Origin of the sequence: Sphingomonas sp. ACRSK (assembly GCF_022346685.1) — a bacterium.
Classification (GTDB): domain Bacteria; phylum Pseudomonadota; class Alphaproteobacteria; order Sphingomonadales; family Sphingomonadaceae; genus Sphingomonas; species Sphingomonas molluscorum.
The window spans coordinates 1-20526 of record NZ_JAKRNR010000033.1 but is presented as its reverse complement, the minus strand read 5'-3'; the positions used below and the strand labels follow the sequence as shown (position 1 = coordinate 20526).

Annotated in this window: 16 protein-coding genes and 1 tRNA gene; 6 read left to right on the top strand and 11 right to left on the bottom strand. The window is 69.2% G+C overall.

The genetic code is table 11. The annotated features are described in order from the left end of the window. Nucleotides 1-3: 3 nt before the first annotated feature. A complete protein-coding gene (locus MHZ35_RS15040; RefSeq protein ID WP_239436387.1) occupies nt 4-2472 on the bottom strand; it encodes a glycoside hydrolase family 3 protein in 2469 nt (822 codons plus the stop codon). Nucleotides 2473-2620: 148 nt separating this feature from the next. Here MHZ35_RS15040 and MHZ35_RS15035 point away from each other — a divergent pair, with 148 nt between their 5' ends. Beyond that, nucleotides 2621-3715 (top strand): LacI family DNA-binding transcriptional regulator, encoded by a 1095-nt coding sequence (locus tag MHZ35_RS15035; RefSeq protein ID WP_274616022.1) that lies wholly within the window; start codon nt 2621-2623, stop codon nt 3713-3715. Between the two features lie 60 nt (nt 3716-3775). Here the strand turns inward: MHZ35_RS15035 and MHZ35_RS15030 are convergent, their stop codons facing one another. Both MHZ35_RS15030 and MHZ35_RS15025 read right to left on the bottom strand, forming a co-directional pair. Beyond that, nucleotides 3776-4561 carry an SDR family NAD(P)-dependent oxidoreductase gene (locus MHZ35_RS15030; RefSeq protein ID WP_239436385.1) on the bottom strand — a complete coding sequence of 262 codons (786 nt, stop codon included), beginning with the start codon at nt 4559-4561 and terminating at the stop codon, nt 3776-3778. A gap of 33 nt (nt 4562-4594) precedes the next feature. Beyond that, complete coding sequence (locus MHZ35_RS15025; RefSeq protein WP_239436384.1) at nt 4595-5746, bottom strand: fumarylacetoacetate hydrolase family protein; 1152 nt, start codon at nt 5744-5746, stop codon at nt 4595-4597. A gap of 152 nt (nt 5747-5898) precedes the next feature. Between MHZ35_RS15025 and MHZ35_RS15020 the strand changes: the two genes are divergently transcribed. Next, a complete protein-coding gene (locus tag MHZ35_RS15020; RefSeq protein WP_239436383.1) occupies nt 5899-7470 on the top strand; it encodes a carboxylesterase/lipase family protein in 1572 nt (523 codons plus the stop codon). On the opposite strand, the gene MHZ35_RS15015 is transcribed toward MHZ35_RS15020, so the two are convergent. Then, entirely contained in the window at nt 7434-8345 is a 912-nt protein-coding gene (locus MHZ35_RS15015) for a diacylglycerol/lipid kinase family protein (protein ID WP_239436382.1), read from the bottom strand. The two genes, MHZ35_RS15020 and MHZ35_RS15015, sit on opposite strands and share 37 nt — an antisense overlap. A gap of 92 nt (nt 8346-8437) precedes the next feature. Between MHZ35_RS15015 and hemB the strand changes: the two genes are divergently transcribed. Then, nucleotides 8438-9430 carry a porphobilinogen synthase gene (gene hemB / locus MHZ35_RS15010; protein ID WP_239436381.1) on the top strand — a complete coding sequence of 331 codons (993 nt, stop codon included), beginning with the start codon at nt 8438-8440 and terminating at the stop codon, nt 9428-9430. Between the two features lie 69 nt (nt 9431-9499). Continuing rightward, nucleotides 9500-11731: a fused MFS/spermidine synthase gene (locus MHZ35_RS15005; RefSeq protein WP_239436380.1), complete on the top strand. Its 2232-nt coding sequence runs from the start codon at nt 9500-9502 to the stop codon at nt 11729-11731. 6 nt (nt 11732-11737) lie between these two features. Here the strand turns inward: MHZ35_RS15005 and MHZ35_RS15000 are convergent, their stop codons facing one another. After that, nucleotides 11738-12229: a hypothetical protein gene (locus MHZ35_RS15000; protein ID WP_239436379.1), complete on the bottom strand. Its 492-nt coding sequence runs from the start codon at nt 12227-12229 to the stop codon at nt 11738-11740. Between the two features lie 83 nt (nt 12230-12312). On the opposite strand from MHZ35_RS15000, the gene MHZ35_RS14995 reads away from it, so the two are divergent. Continuing rightward, a tRNA-Arg gene (locus MHZ35_RS14995) sits at nt 12313-12389 on the top strand. Nucleotides 12390-12446: 57 nt separating this feature from the next. Here the strand turns inward: MHZ35_RS14995 and MHZ35_RS14990 are convergent. Further along, nucleotides 12447-13679: an NAD(P)/FAD-dependent oxidoreductase gene (locus MHZ35_RS14990; RefSeq protein ID WP_239436378.1), complete on the bottom strand. Its 1233-nt coding sequence runs from the start codon at nt 13677-13679 to the stop codon at nt 12447-12449. Between the two features lie 79 nt (nt 13680-13758). Then, nucleotides 13759-14661 carry an ROK family protein gene (locus MHZ35_RS14985; RefSeq protein ID WP_239436398.1) on the bottom strand — a complete coding sequence of 301 codons (903 nt, stop codon included), beginning with the start codon at nt 14659-14661 and terminating at the stop codon, nt 13759-13761. 373 nt (nt 14662-15034) lie between these two features. Between MHZ35_RS14985 and MHZ35_RS14980 the strand changes: the two genes are divergently transcribed. Then, nucleotides 15035-16258 carry an ROK family transcriptional regulator gene (locus tag MHZ35_RS14980; protein ID WP_239436377.1) on the top strand — a complete coding sequence of 408 codons (1224 nt, stop codon included), beginning with the start codon at nt 15035-15037 and terminating at the stop codon, nt 16256-16258. On the opposite strand, the gene MHZ35_RS14975 is transcribed toward MHZ35_RS14980, so the two are convergent. The 4 genes from MHZ35_RS14975 to MHZ35_RS14960 are packed head-to-tail and all read right to left on the bottom strand — an operon-like array spanning nt 16255 to nt 20512. Then, nucleotides 16255-18213: a beta-N-acetylhexosaminidase family protein gene (locus MHZ35_RS14975; RefSeq protein WP_342453533.1), complete on the bottom strand. Its 1959-nt coding sequence runs from the start codon at nt 18211-18213 to the stop codon at nt 16255-16257. The two genes, MHZ35_RS14980 and MHZ35_RS14975, sit on opposite strands and share 4 nt — an antisense overlap. A 49-nt stretch (nt 18214-18262) precedes the next feature. Beyond that, a complete protein-coding gene (locus MHZ35_RS14970; protein WP_239436375.1) occupies nt 18263-18538 on the bottom strand; it encodes a hypothetical protein in 276 nt (91 codons plus the stop codon). Beyond that, a complete protein-coding gene (locus MHZ35_RS14965; protein ID WP_239436374.1) occupies nt 18535-19656 on the bottom strand; it encodes an NADH:flavin oxidoreductase/NADH oxidase in 1122 nt (373 codons plus the stop codon). Before MHZ35_RS14965 ends, MHZ35_RS14970 begins: the two co-directional genes overlap by 4 nt. 10 nt (nt 19657-19666) lie before the next feature. Further along, nucleotides 19667-20512: an oxidoreductase gene (locus MHZ35_RS14960; protein WP_239436397.1), complete on the bottom strand. Its 846-nt coding sequence runs from the start codon at nt 20510-20512 to the stop codon at nt 19667-19669. Nucleotides 20513-20526: the final 14 nt, after the last annotated feature.

Below are 20526 nucleotides of genomic sequence, written 5' to 3'. Positions count from 1 at the left end.
GGATCAGTTCGGGCAGACGGCGCCGGCGGGGTCGGTCACCAGCCGGAGGTCGGCGACCGCAAAGCGCAGCGGTGCGCTGCTGGTGACGGAGAAGACCTCGCCCACCTTGGCCACATCAGCCCCCTTATCGCGGAAGCATTTGAGCGGCACCCGCACCGTCCGCCACTCGGCGCCTGCCGCGCCGAACAGGGTGCGTGCGTCGATGCGGCCGGCGCCGAAGCCTAGCGTCACCGGCCCCTTTGCGGGCGTGCCGACGCGATAGGTCACCTGCAGCAGCAGGTCGGCATTGGTCTCGCGCGTCAGGTCGATCTCCGGCCCGGTGATCCGCACGGTCCCAGCGCTGTTCCAGCTGAACTGGCGCGCGCCTTCCTGGGTCTGCGGCCCGTCGACCGCCGCAACGGTGACGCCTGCATCGGCTGCCAGCTTGAACGGGGCAGGCACCTGGCCGCGCGCGAAGTAGAGGCTGGTGTTCCCGAGGCTTGCGTCCACGCCCGCGACTTCCGCCAGCCGCGGGACGGTTCCGCCGCGCGCGTAGGACAGGCCATAGCCGAACGGGAACAGCGGGTCATAGCCAGGCGCACCCTTGTTGAGGGTGAACTGCCCGGCGGTCTTCGGCCAGCTAAAGGCGAGCGTGCCTGCAAAGTCGCGGCGCGGCCGCCCGTTGCGGTCGCCCACCAGCACGTCGGCCACGCCTACGCCCTCAGTACCGGGGAACCAAGCCGCGACGAACGCATCCGATTGGTTGATCTCCGGATTGACCCACATGGGACGGCCGGAAAGGAACACCGACACGGTCGGCACGCCGGCGGCCTTCAGCTTCTTCAGCAGGTCCAGCGCCTGCTTGTCGCCCGGCTGGAACTCCAGCGTGCGAACGTCCCCCCGCATCTCTGCATAGGGCATCTCGCCGAATACGACGATCGCGACGTCCGGCTTCTTCGTGAAGCTGCCGTTCGCGCTCAGCGTTGCGGTGCCGCCGCCGGCCTTCACCGCCTGGGCGATGCCGGCATAGATCGACTGGCCGTTCGGAAAGTCGGCGTTGGTGTTGCCGTCGCCCTGCCAGCTCAGCGTCCAACCGCCGGACTGGCGGCCGATGTCGTCGGCGGCGTCGCCTACGACCAGAATGTTCGCGCTCGCCTTGATCGGGAGCACGCCGGTGTTCTTGAGCAGCACCAGGCTCTTGGCCACCGCTTCGCGAGCAACCGCGCGGTGCTCGGCCGATCCGAACACATCGGCCCGCGTTTCATAAGGGCGTGCAGGGTCGAACAGGCCCAGCTTCGCCTTCACTCGCAGGATGCGGCGCACGGCATCGTCGATGCGCGCCATCGGAATGCGGCCGTCCTTTGCTGCCGCGACGGTAGTTTCGAACAAGCCCTTCCAGCTGTCCGGCGCCATCGCCATGTCGAGCCCGGCGTTGAAGGTCGCGGGGCAGTCCGCGTTGGTGCAGCCCGGGATCTGGCCGTGTCCGTTCCAGTCGCCGACGACGAACCCGTCGAAGCCCATCCGGCCCTTCAGCACGTCCGTCAGCAGCGACTTGTTACCGTGCATCTTGGTGCCGTTCCAGCTGCTGAACGATGCCATCACCGTCATCGTGCCGGCGTTCACAGCCGCCGGATAGCCGGCGTTGTGGATCCGGATCAGCGTCGCCTCGTCCACCTGCGTGTCGCCCTGGTCGATGCCGTCCTTGGTGCCGCCGTCTCCCAGGAAGTGCTTCACGCTCGCGGAGACATGGCCCTGCTGGATCGGCCCCTTGCCGCCGCCCGTCGCCTTCCCGCGCCCCTGCAACCCCTCGATCATCGCCCCGGCATAGGAGCGGACCAGCGCAGGATCCTCCGAATAGCCTTCGAACGCACGGCCCCAGCGATCGTCCTGCGGCACCGCCAGCGTCGGCCCGAACGCCCAGTCGAAGCCCGCGGCTGCCGTCTCGGCCGCCGTCGCCGCGCCGATCCTCCGGATCAGGTCAGGATCGCGCATCGCGCCCAGCGCGCTGTTGTGGGGGAAGATCGTCGCGCCCACGACATTGTTGTTGCCGTGCACCGCGTCGATGCCGAACATCAGCGGGATCGGCACATGGCCGGGGCGCTTCTCCAGCGCGACCTTGTTGAACGCCTGGCTGGTCGCGACCCACGGCGCTGCCGGCGAGCGATCGGGGGCTCCCAGCGGCGGCGAGCTGCCGCCGGCCAGAATGCTCCCCAGCGGGTAGCGGCGCAGGTCCTCCGGCGTGATCGCGCTGGTATCGGCCTGGATCATCTGGCCCACCTTCTCCTCCAGCGACATGGAAGCCATCAGGCGGGTGACGAACGCTTCGGTGGCCGGATCGACGAGGTCGGGGCTCTTGGCGGCGGGCCAGCGATCCGGGTGGGCGGTGCTCGCCTGCGGCCCGGGAGCGGGCTGGTTCGCTTGCTGTGCCACCACCGGAGTCGCGAAGATCGCCGCACCGGCGAGCAGTCCACGCAGCGTCGAGACCCTGTTCATCTACCTCTCCCTCCCTGTTGCCGTCTTCGGCACACCGGCGCACCTTATCCCGCTATGTGGACTTAAAGCGCGCCATCTGAAAATCTTTGCGTTCGCGGCCCTTTCTGGGCTTGGCGGCGGCTGCCGCAGATGCTTCATCAGCTGCAACATGCCAGAGAGCAACAGGAAACCCAGGGCGCGGAGCGCTCGCCAGAGCGGCGCGCCGACGATTTCGGACGTCGCGGCGCGCGCCGGGGTTTCCACCATGACGGTATCGCGCGTCATCAACGGCGAAGGAAGTGTCCGGGACTCCACCCGGGAGACGGTGGTTCAGGCGATCTCCGAGCTGAACTATGCGCCCAACCGGGCGGCGCGCAGCCTGGCAGGGGCCGCGCAGCTTCGGATGGCGTTGCTCTACAGCAATCCCAGCGCGGCCTATCTCAGCGAGTTCCTGGTGGGGAGCCTCGACCAGGCCGGGCGCAGCGACATCCAGCTGGTGGTGGAGAAATGCGAAGGCGACGGCGACGAGCGCCGCGTCGTGCAGCGGCTCGTCGCTGGCATCGACGGCATCATCCTCCCCCCTCCGCTGTGCGATTCGCGCGCGGTGCTGGACTATCTGGCGGAAGAGGGCGTTCCGACCGTGGTCGTGGCGACCGGAAAGCCACCGGAGGACGCCACTGCGGTCTCCATCGACGACCGCGCCGCCGCCCATGCGATGACGCGGCACCTGCTGTCGCTCGGCCATGCCCGCATCGGCTTCATCATCGGCAATCCGAACCAGACCGCGAGCGCCCTGCGGCGGGAGGGGTATCGCACCGCGCTGGCGGAAGCGGGCATCCCGCACGATACGGCACTCGAGGTGGCGGCGCTCTTCACCTATCGGTCCGGCCTCGATGCGGCCGAGACCCTGCTCGACCTGCAGCCCCGGCCGACGGCGATCTTCGCGAGTAACGACGACATGGCCGCAGCCACCGTCGCCGTGGCACACCGCCGCGGGCTGGACGTGCCGGGTGACCTGACCGTCTGCGGGTTCGACGACAGCGCGCTCGCGACGACGATTTGGCCGGAGCTCACCACGATCCACCAGCCGATCGCCGATATGTCGCGGGCTGCGGTGGACCTGCTTGCGGAACGGATCCGTGCGCGCCGCGCCGGGAACGACGAGCCGGCCCGCCGCCTCGTCCTCGACTACACCCTGATCCGACGCCAGTCCGATGCCTCGCCGCGCAAGCGGCCGCGAGTCGTGGTTCGCGCCGAGCGATAGCAAAAGGGGCCTGGACGCTCCGCATCCAGACCCCTTGCGCACGATCCGCTTGATGACGCCTCAGCGCCAGCCCGCGTCGATGAAATAGTCATGTCCCGTGCACATCCGGGCGTCGTCAGACGCCAGGAACAGCACCAGGGCTGCCACGTCCGCGGGCTGGATGCGGCCGTTCAGGCATTGGCCCGCAATGATCTCGGCCTCGCCTTCGGGCGTGTACCAGCGTTCCTGCCGGGGCGTCTGGACGTTGCCGGGAACGATGGTGTTCACGCGGATGTTCTCACGACCCAGGTCGCGGGCCAGGCTGCGGGTCAGCCCTTCGATCGCCGCCTTTGAGGTCTGGTAGAGCACCAGTTCGGGCAGCGCGAGGTGCCAGCTGATCGAACCGAAGTTCAGGATCACGCCGCCGCCGTTCTGCTTCATCGCCGGGGCCACCGCCTGCGCGGCGAAGAACTGGTGGCGCAGGTTCACCGCCAGCCGCTCGTCCCAATATTCCGGGGTGACCTGCTCCACCGTATGACGATCGTCATTGCCGGCATTGTTGATCAGGATGTCGACGCCGCCGAGCTCGGCTTCCATCTCCGCAAAGCAGGCGCGCAGCGCCGCGATGTCGGTCAGGTCGCAGCTGAAGAAGCGCGGGGCATGCTCCGCGTCCTGCGAAAGGCGCGCGACCAGCTGCTGGCTCGCTTCTTGGGCGATATCGACGAAGGCGACGCGTGCACCCTGGGCCACGAACGCTTCGGTCAGCCCTTCGCCGATCCCCGAGCCGCCGCCGGTGACGATCACCCGCTTGTTCTTCAGGCTCGGGTAGATCGCCCGCCGTTCGGCCGTACTCGTTTGCTGCAACACGGAAATCCTTCTCAACTGATGTTCTGGCGGCGCTCAGCGGGCGAGCAGGCCGCGCTGCGCCAGGTTCTGCATCAGGGCACCGATGCCCTGGCTCCACGGCGCTGCCGCCTTGGAGGTGGTGACCGTGTTCACCAGCGTGCCCAGCCGGGCGCTCGCTATCGTCACCTGGTCGCCCACCTTGTGGGTGAAGCCCCGGCCCGGCGCATCGCGGTCCTGGGTGGGCGCGAACAGCGTCCCCAGGAACAGCACCAGGCCATCGGGATACTGATGCTCGCTCATCGCCTGGGCGAGCAGCGTCTCGGGGTCGCGGCTGATCTCGCGCATCGTGCTGTAGCCGTCGAGCGTGTAGCCGTCGGTGCCCTCGATCCGCAGCGTCACTTCGGCCGCACGCACGTCGTCGATGCCGAAGCCGCCGTCGAACAGCCGGATGAACGGCCCGAGCGAGCAGGACGCATTGTTGTCCTTGGCCTTGCCGAGCAGCAGGGCGGAGCGGCCCTCGAAATCGCGCAGGTTGACGTCGTTGCCCAGCGTCGCGCCGACGGCACGGCCGTTCGCGTCGGCCAGCAGCACAACCTCGGGCTCCGGGTTGTTCCAGGTCGAATCGGAACGGACGCCGACCTCGGCGCCCCAGCCGACGGTGGAAAGCACCGGCGCCTTGGTGAAGATCTCGGCATCCGGGCCGATCGCGACCTCCAGATACTGCGACCAGAGGCCGTCGGCGATCAGCGCATCCTTCAGCGCCGCAGCGTCGGCAGAACCGGGCACCACCGAGCGGATGCTGCCGCCCAGCGCACTTTCTAGGCGCGTGCGAACTTCGGCGGCGCGCTCATGATCGCCCCGCGCCCCTTCTTCGATCACCCGCTCCAGCGCGGAAACCGCAAAGGTCACGCCCGCGGCCTTCACGCACTGCAGGTCGATGGGGCTCAGCAGCCGCACGGCCGCGTCGGCATCGGGTGAGAGGCCCAGCGTCTCCAGGTCGCCGATCGCCTCGCCGCCGGTCGCATCCGTCACACCCTGTGCGACCAGTGCGGAGACGGTCGGAGCCACGCGCGCCATGTCCTGGACGATGCCGTCCTTGATCAGCACGGGGGAGGGGCCGGCGCCGCGATCGATGCGGCCGAGCAAGGTGGCGCTGCGCCAGTCAGCCGGCAGCGCGCCGAGAATCGAGTGCTGAGTTTCTGTCATGTCCTCTCCGTCCCCTGTTAGCGGTATCGTCCACGGTGAAGCGATCCGTCAAGTGAGCGATGGTGCCGATGCGGCATCCTCCGGTCGGGCGCTCTGCCACATCCGCAGTTCGCCCCCTTGCGGGGCTTTCGTCGATGACCCAGCTTTGCGCGATGAAATGGAAGCGTCTGCTGCCGTTGCTCCAGGGCGAGTTGGTCTATCCCGGGCGGGTGTCGCACCTCGTCCAGGCGCCCGATGCGAGGCGGGAAACCGTTCGGATCGCGTCCGGTCTCCTGTCGGGCGTCGCGGCGGCGCACGGCCGGGCGTTCCTCGGCATTCCCTATGCGGCGCCGCCGGTGGGCGCGCTTCGCTGGCGTGCACCGCGGCCCGTCGAGCCGTGGCAGGGTGAGCGGGATGCAACCCACACCGGCTCGCCTGCGGTCCAGAGCGTCGGCCAGGGCCGGTTCGCGCCCGTCGCAGGGAGCGAGGACTGCCTGTATCTGAACGTCTATACACCGCCGGGAACAGCCCCGATCGGGGGGTGGCCGGTGATGGTGTTCCTTCACGGGGGCGCCTTTTCGCTCGGCGCCGCAGACAATTACGACCCGAGCTTGCTTGCGACGGAGCAGCAGGTGGTGGTGGTCGCGCCCAATTACCGGATGGGCGCCTTCGGCTTTCTCGCGCATCCCGCACTTGCTGCCGAGCAGCCGGACGGCGGGTCGGGCAACTTCGGACTGCTCGATCAGCAGGCGGCCCTTCGCTGGGTTCGCGACAACGTCGCCGCCTTCGGGGGAAACCCGGGGGAGGTGACGCTGTTCGCCGAGTCCGCCGGCGCCTGGAGCACCTCCTACCAGATGCTTTCCCCGGGAGCGGTGGGGCTGTTCCACCGCGCTATCCTGCAAAGCGGCGTGGCGGTGGACCCGCTCTCCACCGTGGCAGCCGCAGAGGCCCAGGCGGATGGCGAGGTTTTCGCAGAGCGGCTCGACGCCGGCGGCCGCTATGCGCTCGATCGGCTGCGGGCGCTGCCTGCCGCCGACATCGCGCGCGCAGCGCCCGTTCGGCGCGGCATCCTCGGCCCGGGGAGCTGGGGGCCGGTCTGGGGCGACGCGGTGATCCCCGAGGAGCCTGCGCGCGCCTTCGCGGAGGGGCGCTACCGGCCGGTGCCGGTGATCGTCGGCACCAACAGTGACGAGGGGCGGGTGTTCGGCCTCGGCATCCTCAGTCGCGCGGATTTCGAGGCGCGCGTGCGCGCGGACTGGGGCAGGGACGCCGATGCCGTGCTCGCCCGCTATCCGGCCGAGACTCGCAGCGAGGCGCAGCTTGCCTTCGCTTCCCTGATTACCGACGCACGTTTTGCGCATCCGGCGGATCGCATGCGACGGCTGCTTGCCGGCCGTGCGCCCGTCTATGGCTATCGGTTCGACGACGTCGAGGCGCCGTTCGCCATCCCGCATCCCTGGGCGCCGATGGCGATGCGCGCCTATCATGCAGGCGAGATCGCCTATGTGTTCGGCACCCGCTGGGTACTCGCCAATCCCGCGCGCTTCACCCCTGCACAGGCCCGGCTTGCGCGGCGGATGCGCGATCTCTGGGGCGCGCTCGCACGGGGCGAGGCACTACCCGACTGGCCGCAGTTCACGCAGGCGGAGCCGGTCGTACGCGTGTTCTCCCCGGAAGGGGACCGCACGGACACCGACTTCGCCAGACGCTACCGCTGCGACTTCTGGGAGGCCCGCCTAGGCTGAGGGGGCCCCATCACCCGGATCACGCCGGCGGCGATTCGGGCGGTCACCGGCGTCTTCGCCAGCACCTCGCCGTCGATCGAGATCGGCAAGGGCGGATGCGTCGCGATCCGCAGTTCGCGGGCGTGGAAGGTGACCGTGTCGTCGCGGCGCGAGTCGAGTCCCAGCACGGTCGCGCCCCAGTTGCGGAGCAGCCCGCGGCGCCCGTTTCGCGCCACCGCCTGGACGATGATCTCCCCGCTGTCGAGCCGTGCCTCCTCGATCAGTTCGACGCCGCCGTGGAACCGGCCGTTGGAGATGCGGACCTCCGTCGCCGACAGCCGCTTGGCGTCTGCACCTTCGCCGATCACCAGTTCGAACGGGCGGAAGCGGACGAATTGCAGCGTCGCCCAGGCGAGATAGCCGGCGCGACCGAACCAGCGCTTGAGCTTGTGGGGGATGGTGCTGGCAATCTGGGGCGAAATGCCGATCGCAGCGCAATTGGCGAAATAATCGCCGTCGATCATTCCCAGGTCGATCCGGCGCGGCGTGCCGTTTCGCAGCACCTCCACCGCGCCTTCGATCTCCAACGGGATGCCCAGGGTACGGGCGAAGCTGTTGGCCGTGCCGAGCGGCAGCACGCCCAGGATCGTGTCCGTGCCCACCAGATGGTCCACCAGGCTGCTGATCGTGCCGTCGCCGCCGCCCAGGATCAGCAGGTCCGGCTTGCGGGCCATCGCCCGGTCTACTGTCTCGTGCAGCCGCTTGGGATCCTCCACCGGATGCGGCGCCACTTCGAAGGGCAGGCCGGACAGGGCGGCACATGCCTGGTCGAATTGATCCTGCCCGGTGCGGGACTGCGTATTGACGACCAGTGCGGCCGAGCGGATCTTGTCCATGCACCCTCAACGCGCAAAGGGGCCGCCGGATGCACGCGGGGTTGCGTGGCCTGCGCTTGCGCACCGCCGGAGCTTGGCCCACACAGCGGGGCATGTCTATCGCCGCGTATCCCGCCCTTCGCCTTCGTCGTACCCGCGCCGCCGACTGGAGTCGCCGGCTGCATGCCGAAACGGTGCTGACGCCTGCCGACCTGATCTGGCCGCTGTTCATCACGGAAGGGGAAGGGGAGGAGCCGATCGCCGCATTGCCCGGCGTGTCGCGCTGGTCGATGGCCGGCCTCGTCGAGCGGGCTCGGGAAGCGCGGGACCTCGGCATCCCCTGCCTTGCGCTGTTCCCGAACACGCCCTCCCATTTGCGCACCGATCTGGGCGAGGAATCCTACAACGCGAACAACCTGATGTGCCGCGCCATCGCGACCATCAAGGATGCGGTGCCCGAAGTCGGGCTGCTGACCGACGTCGCGCTCGACCCCTATACGACTCATGGCCATGACGGCCTGGTGGACGATCGCGGCTATGTGATGAACGATGCGACCGCGGAACAGCTGGTCCGCCAGGCACTGGCGCAGGCACGCGCCGGGGCGGACATCATCGCGCCCTCCGACATGATGGACGGCCGGATCGGCCTGATCCGCGAAGCGCTCGAGGGGGATGGCCACCACAACGTCCAGATCATGGCCTATGCCGCCAAATACGCCAGCGGCTTCTACGGGCCGTTCCGCGATGCGGTCGGCTCGCGCGGGCTGCTGAAGGGTGACAAGAAGACCTACCAGATGGACCCCGCCAACGCCGAAGAGGCGCTGCGGGAGGTTTCGCTGGATCTTTCCGAAGGCGCCGACAGCGTCATGGTGAAGCCGGGGCTGCCGTACCTCGACATCATCGTCCGGGTGAAGAGCAGCTTCGAAGTGCCTGTTTTCGCGTATCAAGTCTCGGGAGAATACGCGATGATCGAGGCGGCTGCCGCGGTCGGCGCGGGGGACCGCGACGCGCTGGTGCTGGAAACGCTGATGGCGTTCAAGCGCGCGGGCTGCACCGGCGTCCTAACCTATCATGCGGCGCACGCCGCCCGCCTGCTCGGCGCGTGATCTGAACCGCGTGCGTCTGCGTACCCGAAGCCCCGTGACCGGCATGGACCTGTTGCGGAGGGGACGGCGGTGACCCAGCCGGCGTTTCCGCGGCCCGGGCCTGCGCGCGCGCTCTTCGCGCTGACGATCCTGACCGGTTCGTTCCTGCTGTTCCTGGTCCAGCCGATGGTCGCGCGCATGGCGTTGCCGCGGCTGGGCGGCGCTCCCGCCGTCTGGAACTCGGCGATGCTGGTCTACCAGGCGCTGCTGCTCGGCGGCTATGCCTACGCGCATTGGCTGGCGCATCGCCGGCCCCGTACGCAGGCGCTGACGCATCTTTCGGTGTTGGCGGTCGCTGCCCTGTGGCTTCCGATCGGCCTGTCGGCGATGCGCCTGCCGGCTGGCGCGGAGCCGGGGCTGTGGGTGCCGTGGCTGCTCGGCGCCTCGATCGGCCCGCTGTTCTTCGCGGTTTCGGCCCAGGCTCCGCTGATGCAGCGCTGGTATTCGACTGCAACCGGCGGGCGGGACCCCTATGCGCTCTACGCCGCCTCTAACGTGGGCAGCTTCGCCGGGTTGCTCGCCTATCCGCTGCTGGTCGAGCCCATGCTGGCACTGGCCGGTCAGAGCTGGTTCTGGACGGGTGGCTACCTCTTCCTGGTCCTGCTGGTGCTCGCCTGCGCGCTGCTGCTGCCCCGCAGCGGTCCGGCCGCCCACCGTGCGCCGCTGACCAGCCCGGCGCCCACACGCGCCCGCTTGTGGTGGTGGATCGCGCTCGCGTTCGTGCCCTCGGGGCTGATGATCGAGACGTCGAGTTACCTCACCACGGACATCGTCGCGGTGCCGCTGCTCTGGGTGCTGCCGCTCGGCCTCTACCTCCTGAGCTTCACCGTCGCCTTCGCTGCGCGGCGTGGCCTCGCCAATTTCCTCACGCGCTACGCACCCGTGGCGGTGCTGGTGTTCGGCACCATGGTGATCGCCGGCCACCACGGAAACGCGGCGGCCAACGCCGCCGTGGCGCTGCTGCTGCTGTTCGTGGTGTCGGTCGCCCTCCACAGCTGCATGTACGAGAACCGGCCTGCGCCAGAACGGCTCACCGGCTTCTATCTCGCCATGTCCGTGGGCGGCGCGCTCGGCGGCGTGTTCGCCGGGCTGGTCGCACCCGTGCTGTTCGACTGGACCTATGAGTTCCCGCTGCTGATCCTGGCGGCCGGCGTGCTGGTGCCCCAGCACTTCCTGTTGCCGATCACCGCGCAGCTTTGGGGGAAAGGGCGTGCCCGGCGGCGGATCATCGCTGCCGCAATGCTGGCTGTGACCGCGTTCGCCGTCTGGCTCGGCCTCGACCATCAAGCCGGCTTGTCGGGCGGAGCTCGCCAGGGGGTCGTGTTCGTGGCGCTCGCCCTACTCGGGCTGTTCGCGATCGGGGTGCGACCGATATTCGCTGGCGTGCTGGCCGGCGCGCTGTTCCTGTTCGGCGTCTATGACGCGCTGCGGCTCTCGGCGGTTCCGGGCGCTCGCACGCGGAGCTACTTCGGCGTCTACACCATCACCGAACGGCCCGAGGCGCGTGATCTCGCCCACGGCACGACCCTCCACGGCGTCCAGTTGCTCGGCAGCGAGGCGCGGCTGCGCCAGCCGACGACCTATTACGTCCCCGGCTCAGGCGTGGGGCAAGCGATGCGCGCGCTCCCGGCGCTGTTCGGAAGCGATGCCCGCGTGGGCGTCGTCGGCCTCGGGACCGGCACCCTCGCCTGCTACGCGCGACCGGGACAGCGCTGGCGCTTCTATGAGATCGACCCGGCGGTGGTGCGTATCGCCAGCGATCCGCGCCGCTTCAGCTTCCTCAACCGCTGCCTGCCCGGCGCCGACATCAAGCTCGGCGACGCGCGGCTCTCGCTCGCCGACGAGCGGAGCAGCGACCTCGACCTGCTGGTGCTCGACGCCTTCACCTCCGACGCGGTGCCGCTGCACCTCATGACGCGCGAGGCGTTCGAGACCTATGCCCGCGTGCTCGCACCCGATGGGCTGCTGTTGCTGCACACCTCCAATCGCTACCTCGCGATGGAGCAGGTGGTTGCCGCGACCGTCGCTGGCACCGGCTGGAAGGCCGCTGCCTTCGACTATTTCCCGACGGACGACGAGGCAGGGCAGGAGGCGACCGCGTCGGAGTGGATCGTGCTCGGCCGCGGCAAGAGCTTCGGCCGCCTCGTGCGCTCGGATGCCGGATGGCGTGACCTCCGCCGCGAGCCAGGCCTTGCGCCCTGGACTGACGACTATGCGTCGATCGTGCCGGTGCTGCGCGGCGTCACGATCGACGACGACTAGCCTGGATCAGGCGAGCAGCGCCTCGATCGTGCGGACCCGCTGCACCTGCGCATCGGCACGCGCGCGGCCGCTCTGCAGCGCTGCATCCAGAGCAGGGTAGGCGGGCTCGCCCGCAGCGGCGCGATCGATCGCCAGCCGCTCCAGTTCCGCGATCGGCTGCTGGATCTCGCTGCGGGCGACGTCCACTTCCGCCAGCGCCGTCTGCGCGTCGAGCCAGCGCTCGCTGCCCTGTGCGGAGCCCCTTGCGGCACGCGCCAGCTGCGCGGCACGATCGGCTGCCTTGCGGAAGGCGGTGTCTGCCGCATCGACCGCGGAAGTCAACTTGGCGATCTGTGCGTCCAGCGCGGGATCGGCGGTCGCGACCGGCACCGGACGCTCCGGCTCGACATCGCTGCGCTGCTCGATCGCGCGGGGCAGCAGCGAAGGGAATTCGCCGCGTTCCTTGGCGCAACCGGAGGCGAGGAGAAGGACGACGAGCGGAAGGACGGGGCTGCGCATGACGCGGGTCTAGGTCGTGCAGAAAAACTGCGCAACGGGCTTGCGTCCCCCAGAAGCCGCGCCTATTAGGCCACCTCCACCGGGCGCCCGTAGCTCAGCTGGATAGAGCATCAGACTACGAATCTGAGGGTCGGACGTTCGAATCGTTCCGGGCGCGCCATCGAAAGCCCTGCCAGGCATCAGCCCGGCAGGGCTTTTGCGTATCTGGCCGAAAGCGTCAGCCCTGTGCCAGCGCCTTGAGCGGCGTGCCCGTGTCGGCCAGGGCCGCGGGGTCCGCGATCGTTCCGGCCACCACCAGCGCACGGCCCTGCACATAGTCCCGCGTCGCGTTCACGCAGTCCAGCGCCACCACTCGGCCTTCGCGCAAATAGACCAGCGAGAAGCTGCGCGACGCCGGTTCCCCGCGCACGACCACCGCATCATGACCGGCCGACAGCCCAACCGTCTGCAGCTTCAGGTCATACTGGTTCGACCAGAACCACGGAACCGCGTGATAGGGCGCGGGGTCGTCGAGGATCGCGCGCACCGCGGTGGTCGCCATGTCGTTCGCGTTCTGCACGGACTCCAGCCGGATGGGCAGCCCGTCGGCAAAGGCGTTGGCGTGAAGGGCACAGTCGCCGATCGCATAAACATGGGGCAGCGAGGTGCGGCAGTGCGCGTCGACGGCCACGCCATTGCCGCCCTCCGCGCCGGCCGCCAGCAGCGGATCCACCGCGGGGACGATGCCGATGCCGACGATCACCATCTCCGCCGGCAGTATTTCTCCGTCCGCCAGTCGCACGCCGGCCGCCCGCCCGTCTCGTTCCTCGATGCAGGCGACACGCACGCCCAGCCGGACGTCCACGCCATGAGCGCGATGTTCCGCCTCGTAGAAGCGCGACAGCGGCTCCCCCGCGACGCGCGCGAGGACCCGCTCCTGCGCCTCCAGCACCGTCACCTGCTTGCCCAGCTTCGACAGCACCGCCGCCGCCTCCAACCCGATATAGCCGCCGCCGATCACCACCACCTTCGCGGTCGTCGGCAGTTCGTGGATCAGCCGGTCCACGTCCGCACGGCTGCGCACCGAGTGCACGCCGGCCAAGCCATGCCCGGTGCAGCTCAGCGACCGCGCATGGCCGCCCGCCGCCCAGATGAGCGTGCCATAGTGGATCGTCGTGCCATCGTCGCACGCGACGCTGCGCGCAGCCGGATCGACCGCCGTCACGCGCCGCCCGGTGCGCATCGTCACCGCGCGTTCTTCCCAGAAGGCGGGCGGGCGGATCAGCAGCCGCTCGAACGGCTTTTCGCCGGCGAGATATTCCTTCGAAAGCGGGGGCCGCTCATAGGGCAGTTCCGGCTCCTCGCCGACGATGGCGACGGTGCCCGCGAACTTGCGCTGGCGCAGCGCGATCGCGGCCTGTGCCCCTCCGTGTCCTGCCCCGACGATCAGGATATCGAAGCGGTCGGTCACGGCAGAATTCTCCGGCTGGGTGCGAAGGCCGCCCTATAGCCCGACCGACGCACTTTGGGAGGGGGCGGGCGCCGCCGCGTCAGCCGGCAGTCGCCGCCACTGCGATCGCCCCCAGCGGACCGGCCAGCGCGCCCAGTGCGGGTGCCACGATGTACGGCCTGTCGGATGGAAGCTGCATATAGCCGCCCAGGCTCTCCAGCAGCGCGGCCTCGATGCGGGCGTGGAGGTGCGGCTGTCCGGAAAGCACGCCGCCGCCGATCGCGATGCGCAACGGCCCCGTCGTGCAGACGAGGTCGTGGCACATCAGCGCCAGCGCGGAGACGATCGGCTCCCACACCGGGTCGTCGCTCGCGACCTCGGCCACGGGCCGTCCACCCAGCCGGGCGACCAGCGCGGTGCCGGAGGCGAGCCCCTCGATGCAGTCCGGATGATAGCGGCAGACGCTTTTCAGCGTGTCGGACGGCAGCCGCGGCACGCGCAGATGGCCGATCTCACTGTGGCTGATGCCGCGCGTGGGGCGGCCATGCACGACCAGCCCGACCCCGACCCCGGTTCCCACCGTCACATAGGCGAAGTCGTCGAGGCCCTGGGCGCAGCCCCAGCGGATCTCTGCAAGCGCGGCGCCGTTGACGTCCGTGTCGAACGCGACCGGAACGCCGAAGGGGGCGGACAAGGTGCCCAGCACATCGGCGCCCGGCCAACCGGTCTTGTTCGTCGCCAGCACCTGACCATAGGTCGGCGAGAGCGGATTGATGTCGATCGGGCCGAACGATGCGATGCCGATGGCGCGGAACCCGTGCGTCCCGTGCCACTCGGCCAGGATGGCGAGGATCGCCGGCAGCGTCTCCGTCGGAACCGTCGTCGGCACCGTACGCTGATCCAGGATCGCATCCGGCCCATGGGCGATCGTGCAGATGCACTTGGTGCCGCCAAGCTCGATCCCCACCAGCGGAAGCGCCGGGGCGGTGGGCGTGTCGGTCATCATGCGTCGGCGTTCCCTTGCTGTGTCATTATGGGATGAGATGGTTGGCGCGCTGCCGCCATCAGGGTCAGCCGAAACATGGTTGATCTCTCCCCTTTGCTGCCGTCGTTCCCCGCGACGTGCCACGGCGCCTACGCTGTCGAGCGAATTAGTACATCAAATATCGTAACTCAACGAGTCACGCCGGCGGCGACAATGAAGCTGTCCCAAGCCTTTGTCTTCTGAAAGGTTGTATCCCGCGCCGGGTGCGGCATTAATGCCATGTTATCGATCACAGCCGGCAGACCGGCGAGCAGGAGAGGCAGATGCGTCCAGGGGCGGTTCGGTGTCGGCATTGGGTCCAAACTACCGGCCGGAAAGAGGATCCGTTCGCATGATGGAGAACTCGCCTGGTGCCCGTTTGTCCGGGACCAACCTGGAACGGGCTGCCGACCACAACCAGCGGGTGACGCTGCACGCGATCCGCGTCGGCGGGTCGCTGACGCGCGTGGACCTCGCAGGGATTACCGGGCTTACGCCGCCAGCCATCGCCAACATCACGCGGCGCCTGCTGCAGGATGGCCTGATCGAGGAAGCGGGGCAGCGGCGTGGCGGGCGCGGGCAGCCGCCGACGAAGCTCGTCGTCCGGCGCGATGCCTGTTACTCGATCGGCATCAACATCGACCGGGATCATATCACTATCGTGCTGGTCGACTTCTCCGGACGGATCCTCGCCCGGGTGTCGGAGGAGGTCGCGTTCGCGCTTCCCGATCACGTCCGCTCCCTCTACGTCCGCTCCATCCAGCGGATGCTGCAATCGGCGGACGTGCCCTCGTCGAAGCTGGTCGGCATCGGCGTCGCCGTGCCCGACGACCTGGAGTTGGTTGCGCTACCGGGGCGCCCTCCGGAATATGCCGCCTGGAACGGCATCGACATGGCCTCGCTGTTTACAGAGCCGTTCGACCTCCCGGTCTTTGTCGAGAATGACGCAGCGGCTGCGGCGAGCGGAGAGATGCAGCTGGGCCTTGGCCAGAAGTACAACAGCTTCTTCTACGTGCTGCTTTCGTCGGGACTCGGCGGGGGCTTCGTGGTGGATGGGGCCTATGTCCGCGGCGCCAACGGGCGCAGTGGCGAACTCGGCTTCATGCTGGCCCCGGACGGGAACGGCGGACGGGAGACGGTGCAGACCCTGGTCTCCCTGTCAGGCTTATCGCGGCATCTGGAGGCCGCCGGCTTCAGCCTGGCGGACATCATGCATCGCACCGAGCGCGCGCCCGAGGTGCAGGCCTGTGTCGACGCGTGGATCGAGGCGGCGGCACGGCGGCTGTGCACGCCGATGGCGGCGATCTGCTGCCTCATCAATCCGGCGACCGTGCTGGTAGGAGGGCGGCTCCCGACCGCCCTGGTGGAGCAGCTGGCAAGCCGGGTGAACGCCCTGATGGAGGATCAGGCCGACGTGCTTCCGGCCATCGCGCCGGTCGCGCGCGCCGCCCTTTCCGAGGACGCGCCTGCGGTCGGGGCGGCGGTGCTGCCGTTCAGCCACTTCCTGCTGCCCAAGCCCGGCGCCTTGTGGAAGACGCCGGCCCTGGTCGGAGGAGAGGCGGCGACGGGCCTTTAGTCGCCAGCCGCCGCCGAACCCGGCACGTAGATCAGCGAGGGCGCCTCGGCCACGAATCGGTCGAGCACGCCGTCCGCGACCTTGATCGCTCCCTGCGGGCGCGTGGTGCCGGGGATCGTCTGCAACTTCTCTGCCTGGGCGGCGAGCGCCCGTGCCTGGGCGAAGAAGCCCGCCGCGCGCGGGCTGCCCTGGTTCGCGGCCGCAAGCCCGCTCGCGGTCGCCTGGAGCGAACGTCCCCACAGCTGCAGCGCATCGAGCCAGGGCTGGCTCTGCGCGACGAACCCTTGGTCCGCCACCCCGGCCCGGATCGTGTCGGAGGCGGTGGCAAGTGCGTCCGCCGTCGCCTTCAACCGCTCCAGAGCCGCCTCACGTGCAGGCGCATCCCCGCTGGCGATCGCATCGGTCACTTCGTCCAGCGTCGCCTTCAGGCGAGGCGCGGAGGGCTGCCAGGGCTGGCTGCCGAAGGTGGGGGCCAGGTGCTGCGCGTCGAAGAACACCATCAGCGCCTCGGTGGTGGCGGCATCGCCCGACGCCAGCATCCGTGCCGCCGCCTTCCAGGCCCGATCCGCATCATAGCCCCGGTCGTTCCACGCGAACGCGGCGCTGCCGAACACCGCGACGCGGCTCGGCGCCTCCTGGTTCATCGGGTTGGCCAGGATCCCGCTCAACTCGCCCGAAAGCCCCGCCTCGCGCCGCGCATAGGGTGCCATCAGCAGACGGCCGGTGGACTCGCCATAGTCGTTGACCGGATAATTGTCCCACAGCAGCGTCTTGCGGCCGAACGCCTTGGTTGCCGCCTTGGCGTCACCGATGGAGATCGCCGGCGGCACCACGTCGGTGCCCGTCCATTGCACGAACACGGCCGGATCGACCTCCCGCAGCGCCGCCTTGTAGGGCGATTCGGTCGTGTTGAAATATTCCGTGGGCACGATCATCAGTTCGGCCTGGTCGCCGTCCTTGGTCTTCAGCCAGCGGTAGATGGTGTTCGACAGGTTCGCCTGCGCCAGGCCCGCCGCACGCTGCCCCGGCTCGCCCAGCGCCGCGCGATCCTCGTCGCAGTTCCACTTGGTATATTCGATGTCGTCGAAGGCGATGTAGAAGGATCGCACGCCCATGGAGCGGAACACCTCGAACTTGCGCTGGAGCGCCTGCACGTCGGACGGCCGCGAGTAGCAGATCGAGGGACCCGGCGAGATCGCATAGGTGAAGCGGACGTGGTGGCGCCGCGCCTGATCGATCAGCGTCTTCAGCGCGTCGAGCGTCGCCTGTGGATAAGCATCCCGCCACTTGTCGCGCGCGAAGGGGTCGTCCTTGGGACTGTAGACGTACGTGTTCGCCTTCACGCTGCCCAGGAAGTCGAGGTGCCGGGCGCGGTCCTCCATCGACCAGGGCGCGCCATAGAAGCCCTCGATCGTGCCTCGGATCGCCATTGCGGGACGGTCGGCGATGGACACCGCCGGCATGGTCCCACGCGCGGTCAGCTGTCGCAGCGTCTGCGCCGCATAGTAGAGGCCGTCCGCGTCCTGTCCGGCGAGCACGACCAGCGCGCCGTCCCCGTGCGCACCGCTCAGCAAGGCATAGCCCTCGCGCTGATCCGGCAGCGTGCCGCCAAGGCGCGAAACGGCGGTGCGGACGGGAGCCGAACGCGTGGTGCCGATCACCACGATGGTGCCGTCCGACTTCGCCGGGAGGGCGCGGGCGGTTCCGACCTTCTCCACCCCGGCAGCGGCCAGTGCGCTGCGAACCAGCGTCAGGGTTTCCGCATCCGCCGTATCCGCCCCCACGATCGTCGCTCGCTTGCCAAGCTCCAGCGCTGCGCCCGTCAGGCGCATCGAAACCGGCTGCGGGAAAACCACAGGAAGGGTCCCCTGGGGCGCAGCCGATGCGGCAGCCGGAAGCAGCGCGGCGGCTGCGGTGGCGAGGAAGATCGATCGGGGGAGGCGGGTCTGAGGCACTTTGGTCTCCGAATGGTCACCAAAAGGTCTCAGATCATGCCGCGCCTGTCTAGGGGGCGGGTGCCTCCGGCGCGCGCCTTTGCTCTCGCCCTTGTTCCCGACCGCCCTCCGCCCGGAGCTTTGCCGCGGCGGCGCTGCGAACCAGCACCGCCGTCGACAGGAGGATCGAGGAGACCAGGCCGCCGATCGCGAGCAACCCGGCCGGCGTCACCTCCACCGTCGCACGCAATCCCCGGCGCCGGCCCAGCTTCACGAACACGGCCGCGCGCTGGGGGCTGTTCGCCAGTGCCTGCGGCGCGGCGGGCGGGTTGCTCTCCACGATCATGACTCCGCGCTTTCCTGGAAATCGAACAGCGCGCGGTATTGGCGCGGCTGCGAGCGGAGATACTGGTTGGGGGCACGCACCCGCGCCCCCAGGTGCGCGGCTGCATGCCACGGCCAGCGCGGATCGTAGAGGATGGTGCGGGCAAGGCCGACGAAGTCCGCGTCGCCGGTGCCCACGATCGCCTCGGCCTGTTCGAAATCGGTGATCAGCCCGACCGCCACGACCTGGAGACCCGTCGCCTGTTTCACCGCCCGGGCGAGCGGCACCTGATAGTTCGGACCCACCGGGATCTGCTGGCGCGGATCGAGGCCGCCGCTCGACACATGGATCAGCCCGCAGCCGCGCGCTTCCAGCGCCTTGGCAAAGGCGATCGTCTGCTCCGCGTCCCAGCCGCCCTCGACCCAGTCGGTGCCGGACACCCGCACCGTCACCGGCTTGTCCGCCGGGAAGGCGGCGCGCACCGCGTCATAGACCTCGAGCGGGAACCGCATGCGGTTCTCCAGGCTGCCGCCGTAGTCGTCGGTGCGCTGGTTGGAGAGCGGCGACAGGAACTGGTGCAGCAGATAGCCGTGCGCCGCGTGGATCTGGATCGCGTCGATCCCCAGCCGGTCGGCGCGCCGCGCCGCATCGGCAAAAGCGTCGCGCACCCGGTCCATGCCGGCGCGATCGAGCGCGGTCGGCGCATTCTCATGCGCCTCGAACGGGAGGGCCGAGGCGGAGACGGTCTGCCAGCCATTCGCATCGTCCGGCGGCAGCTGCGCGCCGCCCTTCCACGGAACCTCGGTCGATGCCTTGCGACCGGCGTGGGCGAGCTGGATCGCGATCGGCATCGACGAGTGACGGCGGATGCTCTCCAGCGTGCGCGCCATCGCCGCCTCGGTCGCATCGTCCCACAGGCCGACGTCGGCATAGGTGATGCGCCCCTCCGGGACGACAGCAGTCGCCTCGATCGTCAGCAGCCCGGCGCCGGACAGCGCCAGCTGCCCCAGGTGGATCTGGTGCCAGTCGGTCATGCAGCCATCGACGGCGGAATATTGGCACATCGGCGCAATGACGATGCGGTTATCCATCTTCAGCGAACCCAGGGTCGCCGGCTTGAAAAGGGCTGGGGTGGTCATGCGAACTCCGTCAGGCGTCGGGAAAGTCGGTGGCGAGGCTGATGGCGCGATAGCGTTCGATCTCGGCGAGCCGCTCCTTGAGCCGCGCGACCACGGCGTCATGGCCGAAGCGGCCGAGCACCAGATGGCGCGGCGGGTCGGGCTGCTCCGAAAGGGCGATCATCGCGTCGGCGGCGCGCGCCGGGTCGCCGGCCTCGGTGCCGCTCACCCCGCGGGTATCGTCCATCCGCTTGCCGGCAGTCTCGGCATAGTCGGCGATGCGGCTGGGCGTCTGGCGCAGCGAGCGGCCGGCCCAGTCGGTACGGAACGGCCCTGGCTCGATGCAGGTCACGTGGATGCCGAGCGGTGCGACCTCGGCTCGCAGCGTATCCGACCAACCTTCGACCGCATGCTTGGACGCGGCATAATAGCCCGAGGCGGGAAAGCCGATCAGCCCCGCGACCGAGGTGATGTTGAGGATGCGGCCGCTGCGCTGCGCGCGCAGGATCGGCAGCACGGCGCGGGTGAGGGCGAACAGCCCAAAGACGTTGGCGTCGAACTGGGCGCGGATCTCCGCCTCTTCGCCCTCCTCGATGCTGCTCTGATAGCCATAGCCGGCGTTGTTCACGAGCACGTCGATGCGCCCGAACTTGTCCTCGGCGGCTGCCACTGCCCTGGTGATCTGGGCCTGATCCGTCACGTCCAGCGCCAAGGCCAGTGCGCGATCCTCGCGGCCTTCGACCAGGTCGGCCACGCTGTCGCGGTTGCGCGCCGTCACCACCGCTCGCCAACCGCGCTCGAGCACGCGGGTTGCGAGTTCACGACCGAAGCCGGTGGAACAGCCGGTGATGAACCAAACGGGGGAGGATGGGGGCATGGGGGCGTCCGCGT

Coding starts and splice junctions, on each gene's coding strand:
- MHZ35_RS14970 (WP_239436375.1), bottom strand. CDS start 18,538: ATGATCGTGGAGAGCAACCCGCCCGCCGCGCCGCAGGCACTGGCGAAC.
- MHZ35_RS15020 (WP_239436383.1), top strand. CDS start 5,899: ATGAAATGGAAGCGTCTGCTGCCGTTGCTCCAGGGCGAGTTGGTCTAT.
- MHZ35_RS15025 (WP_239436384.1), bottom strand. CDS start 5,746: ATGACAGAAACTCAGCACTCGATTCTCGGCGCGCTGCCGGCTGACTGG.
- MHZ35_RS15040 (WP_239436387.1), bottom strand. CDS start 2,472: ATGAACAGGGTCTCGACGCTGCGTGGACTGCTCGCCGGTGCGGCGATC.
- hemB (WP_239436381.1), top strand. CDS start 8,438: ATGTCTATCGCCGCGTATCCCGCCCTTCGCCTTCGTCGTACCCGCGCC.
- MHZ35_RS14985 (WP_239436398.1), bottom strand. CDS start 14,661: ATGACCGACACGCCCACCGCCCCGGCGCTTCCGCTGGTGGGGATCGAG.
- MHZ35_RS14960 (WP_239436397.1), bottom strand. CDS start 20,512: ATGCCCCCATCCTCCCCCGTTTGGTTCATCACCGGCTGTTCCACCGGC.
- MHZ35_RS14980 (WP_239436377.1), top strand. CDS start 15,035: ATGATGGAGAACTCGCCTGGTGCCCGTTTGTCCGGGACCAACCTGGAA.
- MHZ35_RS14965 (WP_239436374.1), bottom strand. CDS start 19,656: ATGACCACCCCAGCCCTTTTCAAGCCGGCGACCCTGGGTTCGCTGAAG.
- MHZ35_RS15000 (WP_239436379.1), bottom strand. CDS start 12,229: ATGCGCAGCCCCGTCCTTCCGCTCGTCGTCCTTCTCCTCGCCTCCGGT.
- MHZ35_RS15015 (WP_239436382.1), bottom strand. CDS start 8,345: ATGGACAAGATCCGCTCGGCCGCACTGGTCGTCAATACGCAGTCCCGC.
- MHZ35_RS15035 (WP_274616022.1), top strand. CDS start 2,621: ATGCCAGAGAGCAACAGGAAACCCAGGGCGCGGAGCGCTCGCCAGAGC.